This window comes from Phyllobacterium sp. K27 (genome assembly GCF_054796155.1).
The window spans coordinates 96,445-110,679 of the sequence record NZ_CM139240.1; the positions used below are offsets into that span (position 1 = coordinate 96,445).

Consider the following 14,235-nt stretch of genomic DNA (forward strand, 5'->3'; position numbering starts at 1 on the left):
TGGAACTCGCGTTCACACGCTTGAAATGGTGGGACGTAGGCGTGTGCTAACAGACGTCTATTCCAAGCTAATGATCGAGCTTGGAGAGAACGTTTGCATCGTTTTCACTCCCGTTACCATGCCTGAACCGTAGGTCCGCGTCCCAATCACTCCCTTTAGCCAACATTCGCTTTTGTGTTTTATGTAAGTGAAGGCGATGCAGCGGCCTCTGCGATACACGCAAGGCGACACTGTTGCGCCGTTCCGTTCTTCTTGAACGGCCTTGAGGAGAGATCGCCGCCGGGCAGTTCGACGTCTTTAAACAGAGCCAATTTAGGGTCGATCGTGCCCATAGAGAACGTTTGTGGATCCGGATCGGCGCTGCTGAGAAACTTACCCGAAACTGCTACCGCATTGCCGTCGGCGGTGCCTTCACTGGCTTTGAGGAAACAGTTCGGGGTCCGTCGCCTATGTCGCCGACGTCGGCGAAACCTTCCGTGCCCCGAACGGGAAAAACGACGCCCGCTTGCGCGTCGTCTATTCCAACGGGACAGAAAGTAATCTGCTTCGCCGGTCACTCCAGCGGGCGCTCTACAAGGACGAGGCAGGACGGCGCATCACTGAGCCGCGCGCTGGCCCGCTGTTCGCCGGCGAAAGCGACGACGAGGATATTGCGAGTGGGATCATCTACGTGCTTCGCAGCAAATCCGATCATCCGCTTGTCGCCGTCAACCGGGACGTGCTGCACAAGATCGGCGTGACAGGCGGCGATATTACCCGTCGGCTTGCCAATGCTAGGCTCGATCCAACCTTCCTCATGGCCGAGGTCGAGGTAGTCGCTACCTATACGCTCTACAATATCAATCGCGTGAAGCTCGAAAACCTGATCCACCGCATCTTCGCTCCGGCCCAACTGGACATCGAGATCAAGGATCGTTTCGGCAATCCGGTCGTGCCGCGCGAATGGTTCCTTGTGCCTCGCTTCGTGGTCGATGACGCCGTGGAGCGGATCAAGGACAGCACCATCGCCGAGTATGTCTACGATCCTAGGACGGCTAAACTTGCTCTCGTCTCTGGCCTGTGATGGATCAGGTGCGACCTGTTAGGCAGTTTGCACTTCCGATATTTAATCGCAACCGCTGATCAAGGTTGCCTTTCGGCGTGCGCAGCAGCTTTGGCGCCCGTGAATGAAGTAACCCGTCCTTTTGACCACTGCACTTACCGGCACATGTGTGGCACATCCCTATAACTATCCGCAGGTATCAATGCCGTGATCTCAGCTTCATCGTAGTGGCTCCAGCACCGGATGCCGACACTCCGGAACACGGCTAAGATAATCGCCTTGTCGCGATGGATATATCTACGTAACTCGGTCTCCTGGTTTCAAGAAAATGCCGTTTTTCGGATTGCTGTTCAGCACTTCGTGTGCATTACGTCAAAGCAATTACACAGAGTGACGAAGGCTAGTTCAAATGAATAAGGATCTAAATGTTGAAGCGCTTTACGCCATCGGTTTTCAACAAGTAGCGCAGTGGAAACTAAATGACCCCTTTCTTTCCTATGAAGTTGAAGTGGGTGATGAAGATCGATTGAAGCCGCTTTTTGATGTGGGGAACGCGCTTTATGCGTTCTGTAAGGGCGCCGATGTGCTCTACATCGGAAAAACAACGCAATCGCTCAAGCGCAGGATGATAGGTTACTGCAGGCCTGGCAAGACCCAAGCAACGAATTTGCGCTGTAATGAAAAGATCAGGGCGGCGGCGGAGAAGGGGGTAGAGGTTTTCATCCTTGCTTTCGCGCCGACGAACCAACTGCAATTTGGCGGCTTCGAGATCAAACCTTGCAGCTGGCTTAGAGGACGCGTTGATACGACAATTTGCTCCTGCTTGGAACGGTGGTGAGAAGGGAGTGGTGATTACTGAGAGTGCAGAAATTGAAGCGGCACAGGAAGGTAGTCTTCCTTTACAGGATGGAGCGCTGACCAATGAAATTGGTCGGTTCTCAATTCGGCTTGGAACCACCTATTATAATCAGGGGATCGTAAATCCGGGCGTAGACGCCAGCCCATTGCTTGGCAAAGAGAACGAGACTTTGGTCGTTCGATTTTCTGATGGTGCACCGGCCATTGCTACGCGAATTGATCGTCGCGCGAATAGAACCGGCGCAGTGAGATTCGTCGGAAGCAACCAGGCGATTGCCGACTGGTTTCAACGACATTTCCATGTAGGCGATCTCGTGACTGCTCGTATCATGGGGCCGAATGAGATTGAATTCCTTCTGCCATTCGATAACTGAGGCTGGACGTAACCATGGCCACGTCGGCTGATAGTCTTCACCGGTAATCGCCACGAAATGCGGATCGGTGATAATCCGGCACAGCCATGGCACAACCGCAAGCGGCATTCTGATTGGCAATCGACACCCGCTTTCCCAGCCTTCACAAACGTCCACAAAGCTTCAATGCCGATCTTAATCAAAATTCGCCATTGAAGCCTTGGCGCGCATCGGCTAGAACCGCTTCGCGCATGCGAGCTTTCCGCAGCCTCATGCACCCGTAGCTCAGCTGGATAGAGCGCTGCCCTCCGAAGGCAGAGGTCACAGGTTCGAATCCTGTCGGGTGCGCCATTTCAGCCAATTGTACCATTGCGCTTCACAATAGCCGTTTCATCGATGCCTCTCCTTTGAAGACAGGCCCGGGATGATCATCTGGCGACAGTGGTTGGCTGTACAGTTCTGCTCTGTCTCCATCCCAGCCAGATCAAAGCCAGCGCGGCAGCGCCCATCCATGGCAGCAGCAAGATGTTCAGCATCTGCCATCCGAAGAATTCGAGCAGCACTGCTGAACTGATTGAGGACGCAAGCCCGCAGGCAAAAATCGTCATGTCATTGGTCGCCTGTGCACGACCTTTCTCAGCTGGTGTATAGCTGCCGGTGAGCAATGTCGTGCCACCGATATAGAGGAAGTTCCAGCCGATTCCGAGCAGGACGAGCGCGCCTGCGAACGAACCGAAGCCGGTTCCTGTCAATGACATGGTCACATGGCCGGCGAAAAGAACCAAGCCGGTCAGCATAATGCGCAACACCCCGAAACGGGCGATCAACGAGCCAGTGAAGAAGGAAGGCAGGAACATGCCGAGCACATGGAGCTGAATGACGGTTGCGGTGGTGGGAAGGTCGTGGTGATGATGCGCCATGGCAAGCGGTGTTGCGGTCATGGCGAGAATCATGATGCCATACCCGGTGACGGCCCCGAACAGGGCGACAAGATAAACTGGCTGGGTAACGATTTGCCCCCATGGCCGCCCCTTGTCGGTATCGCTATCGATGGTCTGCGCCTTAGGGACGCGAAGCCAGAGCAGCGCTCCAGCGGCCACCAGAGAGACCAGAGCCAAAATCAGAAACGAGCCGACATATTCTGGCTGCAGCAGCGGACCACCGAGGCGGGCGAGCATAGGGCCAGCCAGGGCCGCGACGACACCGCCGCCGAGCACAAGCGAGATCGCCCGCGAACGGAACGCTTCATCAGCCACCTCGCTGGCAGCGAAGCGGTAGAATTGCGCGAAAGACTGGTAGCCACCGATGAGGAAAGTGCCACACGACAAAAGGAGCAGCGAACCCACCCAGATGCCGAGTGCTGCGCACAGACCGCCAAGAACACCAAGCAGAGCACCAGCGATAAAGCCGGTTCGACGACCAACCCGTGTCATCCACATTGACGCTGGAAAGGTCACGGCGGCCGTGCCCAGGAACATGGCCGCGATTGGCATGGTCGCCAGTTCCGGACGCGAGGCGATCTGACCGCCGGCCAAAGCACCGACAGTCACGACCAGCACAGAGACCGTTTGGAAAAGCGCCTGTGCGCTCGCCAGCAGGAAAACCTGCCGATGCGTTGGATTGCCGATCATGCGGAATGCCCTTCAATGCAGCAGAATGTTGTCATACACCTCTAACACAATCAGCCATTATCAAAAGTAATGAATCCTTGTGAAACCCATGACCCATTGACCAGAATGCTACTTTCTGGACTTTTCTTGGCTACTCAAACGCGTCAATATTCCTCCAGCATGTGAAAATGGCCATAACGCCGACAGAATGAATGGAACAAAACCTCAAGAATCATGTTGCAATGTGTACGGCAAGTCGGCATGCCTTTGCTTGCCATTATCGGGCGCTTACCCGCGACGGGTAAACTCCAACCTGGTTGTTCATCGGTCCTTAATCGGCATTCGATTATTGCTGGATGGGCAATGTGAATGCCAACGACAGAGTTCATTATGACACTGGAATCCGACTTGAACTTCTCCATCACCGATATTGAGCAGCTTGAGGATAGTCTGCACAAGGCGATGCTGTCCGGCGATACTGCCGCATTAGATGAATGTCTTGACGACAGTCTTGTTGCGATAGACCCTTTTGGACGTAGACTGAACAAGCAGGAAAATCTCGATTTCCATCGGGCAAACATCCTTGAACTTGATCAAATTGATATGCTGGATCGCTCCGTGAGACTCATGGAGAATGCGGCGACAGTCTCATGGTTCGGAAAAATCACCGGAACATATTACGGTGAAAGTTTCTCTGAAAAGCTCGCCTATAGCCGAGTCTGGTCACTATGCGATGGCCGGTGGACATTGATCCTCATTCACAGCACCAGAATTACGATGTGAGGCGGCGGCAGGCCATTGTCGTGAAGTGACCAATGAAAAGGGTAGCCAAACCGGCATGCTCCCCTTTTGATGATTGGCGACCCTATGCTCGAAGTATGAGCACATCATGGATTGCTCAATTGTGATCAGTCATCCCTCTAACGAGAGGAAGAGGTCGCTCCGTCCGACCTGGCCTATCCGGGCGATCCGGCCGTTCCACCACGGGTGGTCTCGGCTTTTTATCGTCTTCCCATCCCGCCGTGGACGATCTCGATCCCGGTGCCGGTCTCTTCTGCTTTCGCGCCAATGCCTGTCCCGGCGGTCATAGCGATCGTGCCGGTCCTAACGGTCCCTGCCATAATATCCGCCATCGGTATAGACTGAACCATATCCGCCGGAACCGCCATAGTAACCACCGCCGCCGTCATCTGCTACACAGCCGGACAGCGCAATGCCGGAAAGACCGATAAGCGCAGTAACAGTTAGAGATTTTATGAACATCATTTTCCCTCCACGCTCGAGCCGAAATGTTCCGCGCGGTGTCCCCAGAAATTCTGTACGAGCCTCATTCATTCCAGTTCAAGTATCTCCCCGGCTGTATACAGGACTTCCGGAGGGCCATATTCCCCAACGTCCGGTTTCGCCTCCCGGGCCCAGGCGATAACGCCAGCATGTTTCGAAGCAAGGTCCTTGGCCGTGCGGATAGCTCGTTCTTTTGTCTCGAACTGCTGCGGTTCGCCAACCGGAAAAAGTTCCCCGGCATCTCCCTGGTCAAATGCTAGAACGACAATCAATTGCACTGGATCCATTACACTAACCTTACGTCAAACGATGATTTCGCACTGATACAAGCCATCATACGGCCTTACTGCTCTATCATGCACCTAAACGCCAGACGTTAATAGCGGTTCCAATTGCCACTATTCGATGGCGTGGGAGTTCTGCCTCGGTAACGTTTTATTTCAAAGCGCACCTTGCGTGATCTTATTGGACGGCCATATAATAGCGAATGACAACCTCTCCCCAAAATGATAGCCCTGCAACAAGCTCTGACGCTCGTCCCTGGCTTAAAATTCTCAGCCAGTATCGCAAGCCGCACAGAGGACGCAGCGCCTTTGAACTTGCGGTCACTCTGGTTCCATTCGCCATTTTCTGGGCTTTGTGTTGGGCTGCCGTCCATTATGGCTATTGGTGGGGTTTGGTTCTGATCATTCCAGCTGCAGGCTTTCTGTTGAGGCTATTCATGATCCAGCATGATTGCGGCCACGGATCATTCTTTGCTCACCGCCATACGGACGACTGGACTGGTCGGGTGATTGGTGTCCTGACATTGACGCCTTATGATTATTGGCGGCGTAGCCACGCTATCCATCACGCCTCTGCGGGTAATCTGGACGAACGTGGTATTGGTGACATTACCACGCTGACGGTTGCCGAGTATCACGCCCTGTCCCGTTGGGGCCGGATCGGTTATCGGCTCTATCGTCACCCGGCGGTCATGTTCGGCGTCGGGCCCGTGTGGCTCTTCTTCTTCAAGCAGCGGCTGCCCTTCGGCATGATGCGTTCCGGTGCTGCGCCGTGGATTTCGACCATGGCAACCAATCTTGGTATCGCGGTCTGTGCCATATTTCTGATGTGGCTTGTCGGCGTTGGCCCGTTTCTTCTGGTACATTTGCCCATTGTGGCGCTTGCCGGAGCCGCCGGTATCTGGCTGTTTTACGTTCAGCACCAGTTCGAAGAAACCCATTGGTCATCCGCGCCGGAATGGCAGTTCCATGAAGCAGCCCTGCATGGTTCTTCGCACTATATATTGCCGGGCTTCCTGCAATGGATCACCGGCAATATCGGTATTCATCATGTCCATCATCTGTCCAGCAAGGTTCCCTGCTATCGGCTTCCGCAGGTTTTGAAGGACTATCCTGAGCTCAGCGATATTGGCCGCATTACCATTATGGAGAGCCTACGCTGCGTGAAACTTGTTTTGTGGGATGAAAACCGCAAAAGGCTTGTCTCCTTCAGGGAAGCAAGGGCGCAACTATAACAAGTACCAGCGCCAGCCTTCGTCAGGCGATGGACAGCTGCTCGCGTCTGGCGGTGCGGGCAAGCCTTATCACGGCAAGGCCCAGCATCGAGAATATGCTGCCAATAGCACCAAGATAGGCAAGCCCCAGATTGGCGATAACCAACCCGCCTATCATTGATCCAACGGCAACTCCCAGGTAGAGCGCGGAATAATTGAGCGACAGTGCGAGCGGCGCACTTTCCGGTGCTATCGCCAATATGCGGCTTGCCTGTGCTGGAGGAAACATCCAGGCAATAACACCCCAGACCACCATATGTGCGATCAGGGCAATACCGGCGATCTCATGTGGCAAGGTCATGATCCAACTGACAAGGATCAGGGCAATCGTGTTGAGGATGGAGGCCGTGATCACAGTCTTCGTCGCGCCGAAACGATCCGCCAGCTGCCCACCAAGAAAATTGCCGAATGCCGCACCAACGCCGAATGCCAGAAGGATAACCGGCAGATATTCGCGGGCAAGACCTGTTCCCTCCACTGCAACAGCTGCAATATAGGTATAAACGGCAAAGCTTCCGGTCATATAAAAAAGCATCGTCAAAAGTGCAGGCAACAAGCCCGGGTGACGGATGACACTCAGGCGCTTGGCCAGTGTCATTTTATCTGCATAAAGGCCACGCGGCAGTAACAACCAAACAATCATCGTGGCCAGAACACCGATCAGGGCGATGAAAAGATATGTGCCGCGCCAGCCCGCGAAGCTGCTGATAAATGCACCTAATGGCGCACCAAACGCCACAGCCAGAGTTGTTCCTCCCACAACCACAGAGATCGCTCTGGCGCGGTGGTGCGGCTCCGATATTGCAACAGCTGTTGCTTGCGCTGTAGCAGCATAAAGTCCTGCCACGACTGCAATCAAAAGACGGGCGACTAGCAGGAGAACATATGTCGGGGATATTGAGGCCAGCAATGCACCAAGAACAAACACCAATGCGCTTCCAGCCAGAACCAGACGTCTGTCCAGTGCGCCTGTCAGGGCGGCAATGACCGGCGCGCCGATTGCATAGGCAAAAGCATAGGTCACAACGAGATACCCTGCCTGAACGAGAGTTACGCCGGTGTCTCCGGCAATCTCTGGCAGAAGGCTGGCCACGACAAAGCCCTCAATACCAATCGCAAACGTGCCCAGTGCTAATCCAACAAGACGAATGTCCATGGCCAGTACCCTAATGTTCAATGATCGTTGAACTATTGGGTGCCGTGAAATCAAAGTCAAGCATTAAGTTCAATAATCATTGAACATTGAACTCTCTCCTGCCAATTGCTATGATAGAAGCATGACGAACGCCCTGTATCATCCCGCTCCCGAAGAAATCGCATTGCCTGCCGTTCTCGCGGCGCTCGGTGATGAAACACGTCTTGCAATTATCTCCATGCTCGCACGCTTTGGCGAAGATGAGCGCAATATGACCTGCAGTTATTTTCTCAGCCTCGGATCAAAAACAGCATTGAGTTATCATATTGGCAAGCTTCGTGAGGCGGGCATTATTCATGTTCGCCCTGAAGGTACAAAGCGCTTGCTGTCTTTGCGGCGCACGGATTTGGAAAAGCGGTTTCCCGGCTTTCTGGATTCAATTCTGGCATCTGCTGCGCAGCTCTCGCCCGGCCCCGCTCCCTCATCCAATGAAATTCCGGAACAACAATCAGGATTGCAACCATGAAAATAACGCCAAACGGTTCCCTGCCTTCACGTCGCGCTCCGTCTGATTGGTTTACCGGAACTGTCTGGCAGGATCCCATTATCGAAGCGGAAGAACCAGCGCGATTGCGCGCTGTCACTGTCCGTTTCGAGCCGGGTGCCCGTACAGCCTGGCACACCCATCCGCTCGGCCAAACACTGCATGTAACATCCGGCTCCGGGCTTGCTCAGGTTTGGGGCGAAGCAATAAGGGAGATCAAAGCGGGTGATACGATCTGGATTCCACCAGGTGAGAAGCATTGGCACGGCGCCGGGCCAACGACTTTCATGACACATATCGCCATGCAGGAAGCACTCGACGGCAATTCGGTGGAGTGGATGGAAAAGGTTTCAGATACACAATATTCCGGCCACGATTAGTCTGCTACAATACCCTCGTGAATTGCGTGGAAAGGAATTATTATGGCGTTCGAAGACATCAAAGCCCGGATCGCGCTTTTGGTTGAAGAGATGGTCAAGCGGCCAGCGGATGCCCATGAAATCCATGAAACCCTGCGTGAGCAGCTCAACGAACTTAAAGCCATGGGCATGCCCTTGCCCGATGACCTTGTAGCGCTCGAACGCAAACTCGAGGCTGATTTCGATTCATAGGCCATTTACAGCGGTCCATTGAATTTATCATCCAGTCGACCGTCGATAGAATGTCTGCGTCTATAGCCCCTTGAATTCCGGCCATCCAGAAGCCCGATATCGCGCATCATATGGTCGGAAAATTCTTCCGAATGGACAAGGTTGATGGGGGTATTTGTCCGGTGCCCGGCTCCCGATCCTTTGATCCAATCCATCCATGACGAAAATACCGGTTTGGGTGGTGTATGCGTCTTTGACGTGATCATCTCTTTAACTCCTGATAACAAGCCAATGGCCGTTTGTTGGAGGCAAGATGCGCTCTTCCGCCGTTGTTTTCCAACAAAACCGCAAGTAGTATGCATAAGGACAGCTTATGCGAGACAGATGATGCAACTTCCCCCCTTATCTTCGCTTCGGGTCTTCGAAGCCGCCGCAAGGCATGGTAATTTTACCAAGGCAGCCGAAGAACTCGGCATGACGCAGGCTGCTGTCAGCTATCCAATCAAACTGTTGGAAGAGCGTATTGGCGCGCAATTGTTTTTGCGCAAACCGCGTCAGGTCATGCTTACGGAAGTGGGTCTGCGGCTATCTCCGGCAATCAGCGAAGCATTCGAGCTGATGCGGGCTGCCATTGCCGCCACCCGTGAAAATGCCGATGGCGTTTTAACCATCAATACAATACCGACTTTTGCTTCCAACTGGCTGGTGCCGCGATTGGGGTCTTTCCAGCTTTCACACCCGCAATTGGCGGTGCGACTACAGGCAAGCCGGGAATTGATCGATTTTTCGAGGCAGCAAGCAGACATTGCCATCAGGTCCGGAAATGGAAAGTGGCCGGGCCTGACGAGCCATAAGCTTTTCGCTGCAGAATTTTCTCCCATGTTGACACCGGCATTGGCTGCCTCGGTCGGAGGGATAAAGACTCCAAGCGATCTCCTCAAATTACCGATTGTCGACACTGGAGATTATTGGTGGAAATTATGGTTCAGGTCGGCAGGAATTGATAATCCGGATCTGAAAGGCGATCCTCGCAACCGCTTTGGCGATCAACACCTTGAGGGCAAAGCTGTTTTGGCTGGCATGGGCGTTGGAATTCTCACCCCCGCCTTTTATCAATCCGAAATTCAACAAGGTCAGCTTATCCAGCCATTCAATATTGTTGGTGCCGATGCGGATCATTTCTATTGGCTGGTCTATCCGGAGGCCCGTAGAAACGTCCCCAAGATTCGCGCATTCCGTGACTGGGTGCTAGGCCAGCTCAGCGAAACGGGGAATTGAGATGGGCGGGATTAATCCCGCCCGCTCCGGTCTTTAAAATACTGCGAGATAGCGCAGCAGCGAGATGATACCGATCACCACCACGATAACCTGAATAATCTGCTTGGCGCGGCCATCCAATGGCAGCATCTGGATGAGATAGAGCACGAGAAAAATCACCAGAACGGTGATCAAAAGACTGATCAAAATCGACATTACATATTTTCCTGTTTTCGGGATCGATACGAGTGTAGCCTTTGGAAACTCTCGTAAGCCGACTTTTGTTCCACGTTCTGCACGTTAAAAGTGCATTTGTGCTTGTCCTGCATTGTCTGTTCAGGGCCATACTGTTAGCTTCGAGCGCCCGCCATGCTTTCAGGAATTTCCATGCGCTCCTTGTTCCATTTCGCCTATCATGTCACTGATCTTGATGAGGCACGTCGCTTTTATGGTGAAATCCTCGGCTGCGAAGAGGGCCGCAGTACGGAAACCTGGGTCGATTTCGATTTCTTCGGCCACCAGATTTCATTGCATCTGGGCAAACCGTTTGAGACAACAAATACCGGCAAGGTAGGCGACCACATGGTCCCCATGCCGCATTTTGGAATCATACTTGCGCTCGACAACTGGAACACGCTGGCAGACAGGCTGAAGGCTGCAAATATAGAGTTCGTCATGCCCCCGGTTGTGCGTTTCAAAGGCGAGCCGGGCGAGCAATGGACAATGTTTTTCCGCGATCCGTCGGGTAATCCCATTGAAGTCAAAGGTTTTGCCGACTTCGCCAGCATCTACGCAAAGTAAGGTCGCACTTAAAAACCATGGAAGTGCAGCCGTCGAATATCAGGGCCGCGTTCTGGATGACCGGATCGCTTGCGGCCATCATTCTGATGGCGGTCTCAGGCCGCGAAGCTTCCAGAGAACTGAACGTCTTCCAGATTATGGAAATGCGCTCGCTGATCGGTCTGGCCATGCTTTATCCGCTTATCCGTTCATCGGGCGGTGTCAGAGCGATGAAGACAAGCCGCATCTGGCAACATCTGGGCCGCAATACGGCCCATTATGCCGGTCAGTTTGCGTGGTTGATGGCGCTGTCGATGATCCCGTTGGCGCAGCTTATCGCAATTGAGTTCACCACACCCGCATGGACTGCGGTCATGGCCGTGGCATTTCTTGGCGAGCGGCTGAATATCTGGCGCGCTCTGACAATAGCGCTGGGCATTGTCGGCGTTATAATCATTGTCCGCCCGGGGATCGACTCCATTGAAATTGGTCAGTTGATCGTGCTTGGCGCTGCCTTCACCTTTGGCATCTCCTTCACCATGGTCAAATCATTGACCCGCACAGAAAGCGTGGTCAAGATCATATTCTGGATGCTGGTCATTCAGTCCGGCATCGGCCTTTTGCCTGCACTGCATACGTGGCAATGGCCGAGCATGCACGTCATGCCATGGGTCATCATTATTGCATTCACCGGCACGTTCTCGCATTTCTGCATGGCTAAAGCCCTGCTTTATGCCGATGCCACCGTTGTCATTCCAATGGATTTTCTTCGCGTGCCGCTTACCGCCGTCATCGGCTGGCTGGTTTATTCCGAAACCATCGATATTTACACAGCCATCGGAGCGGCGCTGATCCTTTCGGGCAATTTGCTCAACCTCAAGAATCGCAAAGCTTAGAGAAGTTTATTTCGTCTGTTCATCGGCATCGTTTTCGGCCAAATCCTGCATTCGCGCCTCCGCCGCAGAAGATAAATGTGACCAGATTTTTGCAAGACTGCTTGCGGCACGTTGATAGGTCTCTTCAAGACCCGGCTCATTGATCAGTTCCTGCACTTCCTTGAAATCATCAACGCCTTTTTGAATAACCTTATGCAGCCTGGAAACCTGTTCAAAAGTCAGGCCGGGCTTGGCAAGAGCCGATGGAACCTGCTTCACAAGCTGCTGTACCAGATCGGCGTGCTGCTTGAGCCGCGCGACCCCATTGTTTTGTGTCATTCCATCTTCTGTCATGGCTGTATACTCGCCTGCATCCGGCACGAAAGACAGCCCATATTGCGTATTGGGCTATCAACAATGCGTTGCCTTTAAATTTAGTTCCTATGTTTTCGGCATATTCTCCGCCAGGAAATCAATGAATGTCCGTACGCGGGTGGCCAGATAATCATGCCCGACGAAGACAGCGTTGATCTGTTCCATATCGCCGGCATTGTAATCCTCCAGAATGACCTCCAGTCGGCCCGCCTCTATATCGCTGGCGAGGTGAAAATACCCGAGCCGTGCAATACCCAATCCGGCCAAACACATCTGTCGCACGATGGCGCCACTGCTCGCCAGAAAATTGCCCGATATCCCCAACCGTTCTATTTCTCCGGTTTCAGGATTCTTGAATGGCCATTCCTCAAACGCTCGGCGGAAATTGAAATTCAGGCAATTGTGTTTCTGCAAATCGGCCGGCTGCATGGGCCTGCCTTTCCTTGCGATATAGTCCGGTGATGCTACAACGACCTTGCGACTTTCGCACAACTTGCGAGCCTTCAGATTGGAGTCGCGCATCGGCCCGACACGAACTGCAATATCGGCACGCTCGCCAATCAGGTCGACCACACGTTCACTCAGCGTAAAATCAAGCTCCACTTCAGGATAGAGTTCCAGAAACTTCGGCATAAGCGGCAATATGAGAAACTGGCCAACAGCAACTGACGAATTTACCCGCAGCAATCCGCGCGGCGCTACCGATGCGCCGGAGGCGACCATACGTTCCGTTTCCTCGATTTCAGAAATGATCCGCATTGCACGTTGGCGATAAATCTCGCCTTCAGGCGTCAATTGCAAGGAGCGCGTCGAGCGGTTCAGCAACCGCGTACCGAGGCGATCTTCAATGCGTCGGATCATCTTGCTGACAGCCGATGGCGAGAGGCCGAGCTTTCTGCCTGCCGCAGAAAAACTGTCCAATTCAACCGCCGTCACGAAGACGTCCATTTCTCCAGCTCTGTTATCCATCATCTGGTCCCGCTGCTATTTATGAATTACTTTCACAACAGCTGGTCAACAACAAGCAATTAACATCATAATTGTTTGAGCCCATATCGAGTTTTGGATCGCCAGATACTGGATGCTGCCACCAACAAAGGAAAAAACAATGTTCAATGTAAACGCCAATGGCGCAAAAATTCCGGCAATCGGCTTCGGCACGTTCCGCATGCCCGGTGCCGATGTGCTTCGCATGGTTCCAGCTGTTCTGACGCTCGGTTATCGACACATCGATACGGCGCAGATCTATGGTAATGAAGCTGAGGTGGGCGATGCAATCAAAAGTTCCGGCGTCTCTCGCGGCGATATATTCCTGACCATCAAGGTCTGGGTCGACAAGTACAAGCATGATGATTTCATCAAATCGGTTGATGAAAGCCTTTCGAAGCTCAAGACAGACTATGTTGACCTGTTGCTTCTTCACTGGCCCAAGAGCGATGTGCCTTTGGCCGAGCGCATTGGCGCGCTTAACGAAGTGCGCGATGCGGGCAAAGTCCGCAATATCGGCATCAGCAATTTCAGTTCTGCCCTCATGGCTGAGTCAGTCAAGTTGAGCAAGGCGCCCATCGTCACCAATCAGGTGGAGTATCATCCCTATCTTGACCAGAGCATCGTGTTAAAGGCTGCGCGGGATAGCGGCATGAGTATCACCGCCTATTATGCAATGGCGGATGGCAAGGTTATCGACGATCCGGTTGTCAAGGAAATTGGTGCAGCCCATGGCAAGAGCGAAGCGCAGATCGTCCTGCGCTGGCTGATTCAGGAGGACGGCGTTGTCACGCTTTCCAAGACTGTTAGCGAAGAGCGCGCCCGCAACAATTTCGAAATCTTTGATTTTGATCTGACCAATGAGGAAATGCAGGCGCTGCATGCACTTGCCAGGCCAGATGGGCGGATCGTCAATCCAAGCCATCTCGCCCTGAAGTGGGATTGATACCTACACCTGAACTTGCCTGATAAGTACGCGGCGTCTCT

At 53.3% G+C, this 14,235-nt stretch carries 18 protein-coding genes, 1 tRNA gene and 1 pseudogene; 12 read left to right on the forward strand and 8 right to left on the reverse strand.

The genetic code is table 11. The annotated features are described in order from the left end of the window. Positions 1-436: 436 nt before the first annotated feature. A pseudogene (locus ACYJL1_RS00485) lies at positions 437-1,063 on the forward strand (GIY-YIG nuclease family protein); the annotation flags it as partial. Positions 1,064-1,451: 388 nt separating this feature from the next. Next, positions 1,452-1,880 (forward strand): GIY-YIG nuclease family protein, encoded by a 429-nt coding sequence (locus ACYJL1_RS00490; protein ID WP_460896528.1) that lies wholly within the window; start codon positions 1,452-1,454, stop codon positions 1,878-1,880. A 100-nt stretch (positions 1,881-1,980) separates the two neighbouring features. Here ACYJL1_RS00490 and ACYJL1_RS00495 read toward each other — a convergent pair whose 3' ends face one another. After that, a complete protein-coding gene (locus ACYJL1_RS00495) occupies positions 1,981-2,382 on the reverse strand; it encodes a hypothetical protein (protein WP_460896529.1) in 402 nt (133 codons plus the stop codon). 145 nt (positions 2,383-2,527) lie between these two features. Here ACYJL1_RS00495 and ACYJL1_RS00500 point away from each other — a divergent pair. Beyond that, positions 2,528-2,604, forward strand: a tRNA-Arg gene (locus ACYJL1_RS00500). A gap of 77 nt (positions 2,605-2,681) precedes the next feature. On the opposite strand, the gene ACYJL1_RS00505 is transcribed toward ACYJL1_RS00500, so the two are convergent. Continuing rightward, on the reverse strand, positions 2,682-3,884 hold the full coding sequence (locus tag ACYJL1_RS00505) for an MFS transporter (RefSeq protein WP_460896530.1): 1,203 nt from the start codon (positions 3,882-3,884) through the stop codon (positions 2,682-2,684). A gap of 369 nt (positions 3,885-4,253) precedes the next feature. Between ACYJL1_RS00505 and ACYJL1_RS00510 the strand changes: the two genes are divergently transcribed. Beyond that, positions 4,254-4,646, forward strand: coding sequence for a nuclear transport factor 2 family protein (locus ACYJL1_RS00510; RefSeq protein WP_460896531.1), 393 nt, complete (start codon positions 4,254-4,256; stop codon positions 4,644-4,646). A 321-nt stretch (positions 4,647-4,967) separates the two neighbouring features. Here ACYJL1_RS00510 and ACYJL1_RS00515 read toward each other — a convergent pair whose 3' ends face one another. Further along, positions 4,968-5,129, reverse strand: coding sequence for a hypothetical protein (locus ACYJL1_RS00515; RefSeq protein WP_460896532.1), 162 nt, complete (start codon positions 5,127-5,129; stop codon positions 4,968-4,970). 65 nt (positions 5,130-5,194) lie between these two features. Then, entirely contained in the window at positions 5,195-5,434 is a 240-nt protein-coding gene (locus tag ACYJL1_RS00520) for a hypothetical protein (protein WP_460896533.1), read from the reverse strand. Between the two features lie 200 nt (positions 5,435-5,634). Between ACYJL1_RS00520 and ACYJL1_RS00525 the strand changes: the two genes are divergently transcribed. Further along, positions 5,635-6,666: a fatty acid desaturase gene (locus ACYJL1_RS00525; RefSeq protein ID WP_460896534.1), complete on the forward strand. Its 1,032-nt coding sequence runs from the start codon at positions 5,635-5,637 to the stop codon at positions 6,664-6,666. Between the two features lie 22 nt (positions 6,667-6,688). On the opposite strand, the gene ACYJL1_RS00530 is transcribed toward ACYJL1_RS00525, so the two are convergent. Beyond that, positions 6,689-7,861, reverse strand: a complete 1,173-nt coding sequence (locus ACYJL1_RS00530) for an MFS transporter (RefSeq protein WP_460896535.1) — start codon at positions 7,859-7,861, stop codon at positions 6,689-6,691. 121 nt (positions 7,862-7,982) lie between these two features. On the opposite strand from ACYJL1_RS00530, the gene ACYJL1_RS00535 reads away from it, so the two are divergent. The 4 genes from ACYJL1_RS00535 (at position 7,983) to ACYJL1_RS00550 (ending at position 10,252) form a co-directional block, all read left to right on the forward strand. Next, positions 7,983-8,366 (forward strand): ArsR/SmtB family transcription factor, encoded by a 384-nt coding sequence (locus tag ACYJL1_RS00535; RefSeq protein ID WP_460896536.1) that lies wholly within the window; start codon positions 7,983-7,985, stop codon positions 8,364-8,366. Further along, positions 8,363-8,764, forward strand: a complete 402-nt coding sequence (locus ACYJL1_RS00540) for a (R)-mandelonitrile lyase (protein WP_460896537.1) — start codon at positions 8,363-8,365, stop codon at positions 8,762-8,764. Before ACYJL1_RS00535 ends, ACYJL1_RS00540 begins: the two co-directional genes overlap by 4 nt. A gap of 42 nt (positions 8,765-8,806) precedes the next feature. Beyond that, on the forward strand, positions 8,807-8,995 hold the full coding sequence (locus ACYJL1_RS00545) for a hypothetical protein (protein ID WP_460896538.1): 189 nt from the start codon (positions 8,807-8,809) through the stop codon (positions 8,993-8,995). A gap of 366 nt (positions 8,996-9,361) precedes the next feature. Then, on the forward strand, positions 9,362-10,252 hold the full coding sequence (locus tag ACYJL1_RS00550) for a LysR substrate-binding domain-containing protein (protein WP_460898098.1): 891 nt from the start codon (positions 9,362-9,364) through the stop codon (positions 10,250-10,252). 33 nt (positions 10,253-10,285) lie between these two features. On the opposite strand, the gene ACYJL1_RS00555 is transcribed toward ACYJL1_RS00550, so the two are convergent. Then, complete coding sequence (locus ACYJL1_RS00555) at positions 10,286-10,447, reverse strand: Thivi_2564 family membrane protein (protein WP_115051473.1); 162 nt, start codon at positions 10,445-10,447, stop codon at positions 10,286-10,288. A gap of 171 nt (positions 10,448-10,618) precedes the next feature. Here ACYJL1_RS00555 and ACYJL1_RS00560 point away from each other — a divergent pair, with 171 nt between their 5' ends. Both ACYJL1_RS00560 and ACYJL1_RS00565 read left to right on the forward strand, forming a co-directional pair. Next, complete coding sequence (locus ACYJL1_RS00560; RefSeq protein WP_460896539.1) at positions 10,619-11,032, forward strand: VOC family protein; 414 nt, start codon at positions 10,619-10,621, stop codon at positions 11,030-11,032. 17 nt (positions 11,033-11,049) lie between these two features. Then, positions 11,050-11,907 (forward strand): DMT family transporter, encoded by an 858-nt coding sequence (locus ACYJL1_RS00565; RefSeq protein ID WP_460896540.1) that lies wholly within the window; start codon positions 11,050-11,052, stop codon positions 11,905-11,907. 6 nt (positions 11,908-11,913) lie between these two features. Here the strand turns inward: ACYJL1_RS00565 and ACYJL1_RS00570 are convergent, their stop codons facing one another. Continuing rightward, a complete protein-coding gene (locus tag ACYJL1_RS00570) occupies positions 11,914-12,225 on the reverse strand; it encodes a hypothetical protein (RefSeq protein ID WP_460896541.1) in 312 nt (103 codons plus the stop codon). 102 nt (positions 12,226-12,327) lie between these two features. Next, a complete protein-coding gene (locus ACYJL1_RS00575; RefSeq protein ID WP_460898099.1) occupies positions 12,328-13,230 on the reverse strand; it encodes a LysR family transcriptional regulator in 903 nt (300 codons plus the stop codon). Between the two features lie 139 nt (positions 13,231-13,369). Here ACYJL1_RS00575 and ACYJL1_RS00580 point away from each other — a divergent pair, with 139 nt between their 5' ends. Continuing rightward, the gene (locus ACYJL1_RS00580; RefSeq protein ID WP_460896542.1) at positions 13,370-14,194 is read left to right on the forward strand and encodes an aldo/keto reductase; all 825 of its coding nucleotides are present in this window, start codon (positions 13,370-13,372) and stop codon (positions 14,192-14,194) included. Positions 14,195-14,235 lie beyond the last annotated feature (41 nt).